The sequence below is a fragment of the Streptomyces sp. SID14478 genome (genome assembly GCF_010548525.1).
In the GTDB taxonomy this organism is placed as follows: domain Bacteria; phylum Actinomycetota; class Actinomycetes; order Streptomycetales; family Streptomycetaceae; genus Streptomyces.
This window is the reverse complement of the sequence record NZ_JAAGMG010000221.1, coordinates 1-6,717: the sequence shown is the minus strand read 5'-3', so window position 1 is coordinate 6,717 and position 6,717 is coordinate 1. Positions and strand designations below refer to the sequence as shown.

Genomic DNA, 6,717 nt, shown 5'->3' with positions numbered 1-6,717 from the left:
CGGCCCATGCGGTGGCCGAAGCCGGGCAGGGCGGCCAGCGCGTTCGCGTTGGCGGGCAGGGCGAGCGCGGCCTCGACGATCGCCGTGTCGCCGAGGACCTTGCCCGGCGACACGTCACGCCGCTGCGCGATCCGGTCCCGTGCCGTCCACAGCTCCCGCACGACGGCCATCTGCCGACGCCGCCGCACCTTGTGCATGCCGGAGGTACGCCGCCAGGGGTCCTTGCGCGGGGGCGCGGGCGGGGCCGCCGCGATCGCCGCGAACTCCTGGTGGGCCCAGTCGAGCTTGCCCTGCCGGTCGAGCTCCTTCTCCAGGGCGTCGCGCAGGTCGACCAGGAGTTCCACGTCGAGGGCCGCGTAGCGCAGCCACGGCTCGGGCAGCGGGCGCGTCGACCAGTCGACCGCGGAGTGCCCCTTCTCCAGTACGTAGCCGAGGACGTTCTCCACCATCGCGCCGAGCCCCACCCGGGGGAAGCCGGCCAGCCGTCCGGCCAGCTCCGTGTCGAAGAGCTCGGTGGGCACCATGCCTATTTCGCGCAGGCACGGCAGGTCCTGGGTGGCGGCGTGCAGCACCCACTCCGCGTCCGCGATGGCGGCGCCGAAGCCGGACAGGTCCGGACAGGCGACGGGGTCGATGAGCGCACTGCCCGCACCCTCGCGGCGCAGCTGCACGAGATAGGCCCGCTGTCCGTAGCGGTAACCGGAGGCGCGCTCGGCGTCGACGGCGACGGGGCCGGTGCCCGCGGCGAAGGCCGCGACCACCTCGGCGAGCGCATCCTCGTCGGCGATCACCGGCGGAATGCCCTCGCGCGGCTCGAGAAGCGGGATCGGCGCCCGCTCAACAGATCCGTCAACAGATCCGCCGTCGTCCGGAGGGGCGCCTCCGGTGGTGCGCAGTGAGCTGTCTGCTGCGGTCTCTTGGGCGTCGGTCACCTGTCAAGGGTATCTGTGAACGGACGACGCCCGTCGACGGAACGTTCCGTCGACGGGCGTTGAAGGTGCGTAAACCGGAAGGATCCGGCCACAGGTCGATCAGTGGATGATTCCGGTGCGCAGCGCGACCGCCACCATCCCGGCCCGGTCACCCGTGCCGAGCTTGCGCGCGATCCGGGCGAGGTGGCTCTTGACGGTCAGTGCGGACAGGCCCATCGAGACGCCGATGGCCTTGTTCGACTGGCCCTCGGCGACGAGCCGGAGCACCTCGACCTCACGGCCGGAGAGCTCGCGGTAGCCGCCCGGGTGGCTCGGGGCACCCGGGGGGCGGCGGTGCATGCGGGCGGCCGCGGCACCGATGGGGGCAGCGCCGGGACGGGTGGGGAGCCCGACGTTGGTACGGGTGCCGGTGACGACGTAGCCCTTGACTCCGCCCGCGAGGGCGTTGCGCACGGCACCGATGTCGTCGGCGGCGGAGAGGGCCAGCCCGTTGGGCCAGCCCGCTGCTCGGGTCTCGGAGAGGAGAGTGAGGCCGGAGCCGTCGGGGAGATGGACGTCCGCGACACAGATGTCGCGAGGGTTGCCGATGCGGGGACGAGCCTCCGCGACGGACGAGGCCTCGATCACGTCACGAACACCGAGCGCCCACAGATGGCGGGTGACGGTGGAACGGACGCGGGGGTCGGCCACGACCACCATCGCGGTGGGCTTGTTCGGGCGGTAGGCGACCAGGCTTGAGGGCTGCTCGAGGAGAACGGACACCAGGCCTCCTGGGGTGCGGGACGGGGCCGGCTCGGGGAAGAAGCCGGGACGAACCGTGCTTTCAAGGTCACAGTCGTCTTCGGCAGCAAACCCGCCCGCCTTTAGAGAAAGATCACGATTTGGTGAGTAACAATTCACGCAATTCGGACACAGTATCGATCATCCGAAGATCAAACCGAATCGGAAACGCTGCGAACCGCGACCGCTCCGCCCGGAAGAACGAGCGTCGGCCGCGCCGGATGCGGTATCCGACGCGGCCGAAAACAGACCCTGGACCAGGCCAGGAAGGGGGCGAAAAAGTCAGGAAGGCCGTGGCCCCCGTCGCTGCGGAAGCGTCACGATCGCTCCCTCGCCGCTCTGCGGACCCGCCGTCACCGGCGGCAGCCCCGCGACCTGGCACAGCAGTTCGCACCATGCCGCGAGGTGCGCGGCCGTGTCCGGCACGCCGCCCCGGCTCTCGCGCGGCGTCCACGACGCCCGGATCTCGATCTGCGAGGCCGGCGGCCGGTCGCCGATCCCGCCGAAGTAGTGCGAACTGGCCCGGGTGACCGTGCCCGACGGCTCCCCGTAGGACAGGCCACGGGACGCCAGCGCGCCCGTCAGCCACGACCAGCAGACGTCGGGGAGCAGTGGATCGGCGGCCATCTCGGGTTCGAGTTCCGCGCGCACCAGCGTCACCAGACGGAACGTGCCGTGCCAGCCCTCGTGCCCGGCCGGGTCGTGCAGCAGCACCAGACGGCCGTCGGCCAGGGCCTCGGCGTCGTCGGCGTCCGCGGGGTCCTCGGCGTCGAGGACGGTGGCCTCCAGTGCGTAGGAGTAGGGGGCCAGGCGCTGGGGCGGCCGCGTGGGGTCGATCTCGATCTCCGGGCGGAGCCGCGCGGACCGCAGGGCGTCGACCGCCGTGCGGAAGGCCTGGGGGGTGGCGTCGTCCTCTTGTGCAGCGTTCATGTCCGAAGCGTTCTGCCCCTCCCGCACCGATTCACTCATCCCGTCACAGCCGTCGCAGTCGTCCGGGCCGGCCGACCGCCGTCCCGCGGCCGTGGCCATGCCGGGAAGGTTAAGGGGAACGAGCGCCGCGTGCAGGCAAGGACACCCTGCGCGGACACCGTTCTCGGGACAGTTCGGGGCCGTGCGAGACTTTGCCGTGTGAGTGCCAACACCGAGGCCACGGGCCAGCAGCCGTCAGCGACGAACGACGCCGTCAGGGAATCCGCTTTCCTCAAGGCGTGCAGGCGCGAACCCGTGCCGCACACGCCGGTGTGGTTCATGCGGCAGGCCGGGCGCTCGCTGCCCGAGTACCTCAAGGTGCGCGAAGGCATTCCCATGCTGGAGTCGTGCATGCGGCCCGAGCTGGTCGCCGAGATCACGATGCAGCCGGTGCGGCGGCACAAGGTCGACGCCGCCATCTACTTCAGCGACATCGTCGTGCCGCTCAAGGCCATCGGCATCGACCTCGACATCAAGCCCGGTGTCGGCCCGGTCATCGCCAACCCGATCCGCTCCCGTGCCGACCTCGCTCAGCTGCGCGACCTGACCCCGGAGGACGTCTGGTACGTCACCGAGGCCATGGGGCTGCTCACCGCCGAGCTCGGCGAGAAGCCGCTCATCGGGTTCGCGGGTGCGCCGTTCACCCTCGCCAGCTACCTCGTGGAGGGCGGCCCGTCGCGCAACCACGAGAACACCAAGGCCCTGATGTACGGCGACCCGCAGCTGTGGGCCGACCTCCTCGACCGGCTCGCCGAGATCACCACCGCGTTCCTGAAGGTGCAGATCGAGGCGGGCGCCAGCGCCGTACAGCTCTTCGACTCCTGGGTGGGCGCCCTCTCCCCGGCCGACTACCGCCGCTCCGTCATGCCGGCGTCCGAGAAGGTCTTCCGGGCCGTCGCCTCGTACGGCGTCCCGCGCATCCACTTCGGTGTCGGCACCGGCGAGCTGCTCGGCCTCATGGGCGAGGCCGGCGCGGACGTCGTCGGCGTCGACTGGCGGGTGCCGCTCGACGAGGCCGCGCGCCGCGTCGGCCCCGGCAAGGCGCTGCAGGGCAACCTCGACCCGGCGGTCCTCTTCGCCGCGCCCGAGGTCGTCGAGGCCAAGGCCCGCGAGGTGCTCGACGCGGCCGCCGGCCTGGAGGGGCACGTCTTCAACCTCGGGCACGGCGTCCTGCCGAGCATGGACCCGGACGCCCTGAGCCGGCTCGTGGAGTACGTCCACACGCAGTCCGCCCGCTGACCGTCCGCTACCCGGCGGCCCGGACCGCGGCCACCGCTTTCCGCGCCGCCACCAGGACCGGGTCCCACACCGGGGAGAACGGCGGCGCGTACCCCAGGTCCAGGGCCGTCATCTGCTCCACGGTCATGCCCGCCGTCAGCGCGACCGCCGCCACGTCGACGCGCTTGGCGGCGCCCTCGCGCCCGACGATCTGCACGCCGAGCAGCCGTCCCGTGCGGCGCTCGGCGAGCATCTTCACGGTCATGAGCGCGGCCCCCGGGTAGTAGCCCGCCCGGCTCGTCGACTCGATGGTCACCGTCACGAACTGCAGACCCGCGCGGTGGGCGTCCTTCTCGCGCAGCCCCGTGCGCGCGATCTCCAGGTCGCAGACCTTGCTCACCGCCGTGCCCACGACGCCGGGGAAGACCGCGTAGCCGCCGCCGACGTTCGACCCGATGATCTGGCCGTGCTTGTTCGCGTGCGTGCCGAGCGCGATGTGCCGCTCGCGCCCCGACACCAGATCGAGCACCTCGACGCAGTCGCCGCCCGCCCAGACGTCCTCGTGGCCGCGCACCCGCATCGCCAGGTCCGTCAGCAGGCCGCCGTGCTCGCCCAGCGGCAGCCCGGCCGCCCGCGCCAGCGACGTCTCGGGGCGCACCCCGATCCCCAGCACCACGACGTCCGCGGGGAATTCGGCGTCCTGCGTCGCGACGGCCCGCACCCGCCCGTCCTCCCGCGTGAGGATCTTCGTGACCTCGGCGTCGTCGACCATCGTGATGCCCATGCCGTCCATCGCCTCGTGCACCAGGCGCCCCATGTCCGCATCGAGCGTCGACATCGGCTCGGCGCCCCGGTTGACGACGGTCACCTCGTAGCCGCGGCGCAGCAGCGCCTCCGCCATCTCCACGCCGATGTACCCGGCGCCCACCACGACGGCCCGCCGCCCCTCGGTCGCCCCCAGCGTGTCGAGCAGCGCCTGTCCGTCGTCGAGGGTCTGCACGCCGTGCACCCCGGCCGCGTCCATCCCCGGCAGCTCCGGACGCACCGGGCGCGCCCCCGTCGCGATCACGAGCTTGTCGTACGCGACCCAGGACTCGGCCCCGCCGTCCAGCTCGCGCGCCCGCACCCGGCGCCCCACTGCATCGATCTCCACGACCTCCGTGCGCATCCGCAGGTCGATGTCGCGCTCCCGGTGCTCCTCGGGCGAGCGCGCGATCAACTCGTCGCGCCCGCCCACCTCGCCGCCCACCCAGTACGGGATGCCACAGGCCGAGAACGACGTGAAGTTCCCCCGCTCGAAGGCCACGATCTCCAACTCGTCCGGTCCGCGCAGCCTGCGCGCCTGCGACGCGGCGGACATGCCCGCCGCGTCGCCACCGATGACCACAAGCCGCTCACGTGCGGAGTTCTCAGCGTTCATGCGCCCACGCTACGTGCACCGCGCGCCTCAGTCCTGCTCGTCGGGCCCGGACTTGGGATGCGGGGGCAGCGGGCCGAGCGCCGTGGGCACCGGCTCCGGACGGGTGTCGCGCCGCGCCAGCCGGGGCCGTACCAGGCGCAGCCACGCGACCACGAGGAGCGCCGCGACGGCCGCGAACGGCAGCACGGCGGCGAGCACCATCGCCACCCACTTCAGGAAGGTCACGAAGGCGCCCCAGCCGCCCGACAGCGCGTCGAGGAACCCCGGATCGTCGTCCTCGTCGGCCGCGGCCTTCGAAGGCGCCTCGGACAGCTTCAAGGAGATCGTCGCGAGGGTCGTGCGGTCCTTCAGCGACGCCTGCCGCGCGAGCAGCGCCTCCAGCTCCGACTCGCGGTTGCTCACCTCCCCTTCCAGCGTCACCACGTCGCTCAACTTCGTCGCCCGGTCCATGAGTTCGCGCACCCGCGCCACGCTGGCCCGCTGCGAGGCGATGCGGCTGTCCACGTCGACGACCTGGTCGGTGACGTCCTCGGCGTTCTCCTTGCGCGCCAACAGGCGCCCCGCGCCCGAGAGTCGGTCGAGCACGTCGTCGTACGACTCCTGCGGCACCCGCAGCGTGAGGCGCGAGCGTTCGTGGCCGTGGCCGTCCCGGTCGGTCGTCTCGCTGCCGACCATGCCGCCCGCCTCCTCGGCGACGGACCGCGCGTTGTCGAGCGCGTCCGGGACGTCCTCGACGCGCAGGGACAGGTCGGCCGTGCGGATGATGTGGACGCCCTTCAGCGCAGGCGGCTTCTTGGCGTCGGCCGCCTTGCCGCCCGACCGGTCGCCGCTCCCGCCGCCGTTGCCGGAGTCCTCCCGCGCCTTGCTGCCCGCAGCGGCCTTGTCGCCGCTGTCGCCTCCGGAGCCGGCGCCGGAACAGCCCGCGAGGGCGAGCGCCAGGACGAGCAACAGTGCGGCCAGCGCCTGAACCGGCCGCGGCCGAGGCCTCGTACGTATCGTCGTGGACGGATGCATCGACGTAACCCCCGAAGGTCGTGACGGTCATCGGACACACCCTTGACGCGCGGGCGGCCGCACAGGACGTCGCCGCACGGTTCCGAACCGGTCACGGTCGGGACTCGCCGGAGACGGGGCCGCGTTCTGACAGAGTGGGGGCATGCGCGAAACGGACACAGGTACGGGAACAGGACGAGGCCGGGAAGTCCTCGTCATCGGCGGCGGTATCGCGGGCCTCGCGGCGGCACATCGATTGCTCTCCGGTTCCTCGGCGGACGACCCCGTGCACGTGACCGTCCTCGAGTCGTCCGACCGGCTCGGCGGCAAGCTGCGCGCCGGGGAGATCGCCGGGGCGCGCGTCGACCTCGGCGCCGAGTCGATGCTGGCGCGCCGGCCCGAGGC

The 6,717-nt window shown here is 72.5% G+C and carries 7 protein-coding genes; 2 read left to right on the top strand and 5 right to left on the bottom strand.

Annotated elements, in window-relative coordinates:
• The 3 genes from G3I40_RS08290 to G3I40_RS08280 all read right to left on the bottom strand — a co-directional run.
• Positions 1 to 932, bottom strand: a 932-nt coding sequence (locus G3I40_RS08290; RefSeq protein ID WP_164301514.1) for an HRDC domain-containing protein, incomplete at its 3' end; no start/stop codon positions are given.
• Between the two features lie 99 nt (positions 933 to 1,031).
• On the bottom strand, positions 1,032 to 1,694 hold the full coding sequence (locus G3I40_RS08285; RefSeq protein ID WP_164301513.1) for a response regulator transcription factor: 663 nt from the start codon (positions 1,692 to 1,694) through the stop codon (positions 1,032 to 1,034).
• A 300-nt stretch (positions 1,695 to 1,994) separates the two neighbouring features.
• A complete protein-coding gene (locus tag G3I40_RS08280) occupies positions 1,995 to 2,642 on the bottom strand; it encodes a DUF3000 domain-containing protein (protein ID WP_203643672.1) in 648 nt (215 codons plus the stop codon).
• A gap of 198 nt (positions 2,643 to 2,840) precedes the next feature.
• On the opposite strand from G3I40_RS08280, the gene hemE reads away from it, so the two are divergent.
• Entirely contained in the window at positions 2,841 to 3,920 is a 1,080-nt protein-coding gene (gene hemE, locus G3I40_RS08275; protein ID WP_164301512.1) for a uroporphyrinogen decarboxylase, read from the top strand.
• A gap of 7 nt (positions 3,921 to 3,927) precedes the next feature.
• Here hemE and G3I40_RS08270 read toward each other — a convergent pair whose 3' ends face one another.
• On the bottom strand, positions 3,928 to 5,319 hold the full coding sequence (locus tag G3I40_RS08270) for an FAD-dependent oxidoreductase (protein WP_164301511.1): 1,392 nt from the start codon (positions 5,317 to 5,319) through the stop codon (positions 3,928 to 3,930).
• Between the two features lie 27 nt (positions 5,320 to 5,346).
• Positions 5,347 to 6,333 (bottom strand): DUF4349 domain-containing protein, encoded by a 987-nt coding sequence (locus G3I40_RS08265; RefSeq protein WP_164301510.1) that lies wholly within the window; start codon positions 6,331 to 6,333, stop codon positions 5,347 to 5,349.
• 142 nt (positions 6,334 to 6,475) lie between these two features.
• On the opposite strand from G3I40_RS08265, the gene G3I40_RS08260 reads away from it, so the two are divergent.
• Positions 6,476 to 6,717, top strand: a 242-nt coding sequence (locus G3I40_RS08260) for an NAD(P)-binding protein (RefSeq protein WP_164301509.1), incomplete at its 3' end; no start/stop codon positions are given.